Raw genomic sequence first — 1,351 nt, 5'->3', positions numbered from 1 at the left:
GGGGGTGTCCCGAATTTTGTGTAAACGGGTTGGTGTTTAACGCTGCACCAGCCGTTCTTCGAACTGGATGGTGAAGCGGTTCAGAGCTGCTTTCCAGTCCCTGATCGGCATCGACCACTTCTTGCTGATGTTATTCAGCGCCAGGTAGAACAGCTTGGTCACGGCTTCGTCGGTCGGGAATGAGCTACGGGTCTTGATCACCTTGCGCAGGCTCATGTTGATCGATTCAATGGCATTGGTGGTGTAAATCACCTTCCTGATCTCTGGTGGGTAATCGAAGAACGGAATAACGCGTTCCCAGTTGCGCCGCCAGCTCTGCCCGATGGACGGATAGTCCTTGTCCCACTTCGCTTCAAAGGCACCTAACATCTGCTGCGCCATCTCGACGGTCGATGAAGTGTAGATCGTCTTCAGATCGGCGGCGACCTCGCGCTGCACCTTCCACGACACGAAGTTCAGGCTGTTGCGCACCATGTGCACGATGCACAGCTGGACGGCCGCTTTCGGGTAGACCACTTCAATGGCTTCGGGAAAGCCTTTGAGCCCGTCGACACAGGCAATAAAAATGTCCTGCACGCCGCGTGTTTTTAGCTCGGTGACCACCTGCAGCCAGAATTTCGCACCCTCGGTCTGGGCGATCCACAGGCCCAGGACCTCCTTGTGGCCTTCCATGTTCACGCCGATAGCCAGATAGACCGCCTTGGTCCGCACCGCACCGCTGTCGCGCACCTTGACGTGGATGCAGTCCAGATAGACGATCGGGTAAAGCGCATCGAGCGGGCGGGCCTGCCAGATCTTCACCTCCTGGCTGACCGCGTCGGTGACGGCCGAAATGAGCGTGGGCGACACCTCGGTGCCGTACATTTCCTCCAGATGGCCCTGAATCTCCCGCACACTCAGGCCTCGTGCATAGAGCGAGATGATCTTGTCATCGAAGCCCGTCCAGCGCGTCTGATGGCGCTCCACCAGCTTCGGCTCGAATGCGCCCTGGCGATCGCGTGGAATATCGAGTGGCAACTCACCGAACTCGCCCTGCAACGTCTTGGCGCTGTGGCCGTTACGGGTGTTGCCTGTGGCGTTGGTGACCGCCTCGCTCTTGCCATGCCCCAGATGCTCGGACATCTCGGTCTCAAGTGCCCGCTCCACCAGCATCTTGGTAAGCTGCTTGAGCAAGCCGTTCTCGCCTATCAGGTCTTCGGGCTTCTGGTAGTTCGCCAGCAGGCTGTCCGCCAGCTTGACGAGTTCAGGATCGGGCTTTACCCGTTTATTGCGTTTCGCTACGGTCATCGTCGCTCCTGTTACTGGCAGTCTCCTGCCAAATGACCGTTTACACAAAACTATTTACACCCTC

At 58.0% G+C, this 1,351-nt stretch carries 1 protein-coding gene; it reads right to left on the bottom strand.

Going from position 1 to position 1,351, the window contains the following annotated elements:
* Window positions 1-36 precede the first annotated feature (36 nt).
* Entirely contained in the window at window positions 37-1,287 is a 1,251-nt protein-coding gene (locus tag P3T24_RS38800; RefSeq protein WP_429441967.1) for an IS256 family transposase, read from the bottom strand.
* Window positions 1,288-1,351: the final 64 nt, after the last annotated feature.

Origin of the sequence: Paraburkholderia sp. GAS33, assembly GCF_050436645.1 — a bacterium.
GTDB lineage: Bacteria > Pseudomonadota > Gammaproteobacteria > Burkholderiales > Burkholderiaceae > Paraburkholderia > Paraburkholderia phenazinium_B.
The sequence above is the reverse complement of the archived record's forward strand: the minus strand, read 5'-3'. Positions and strand labels throughout refer to the sequence as shown.

Coding starts and splice junctions, on each gene's coding strand:
- P3T24_RS38800 (WP_429441967.1), bottom strand. CDS start 1,287: ATGACCGTAGCGAAACGCAATAAACGGGTAAAGCCCGATCCTGAACTC.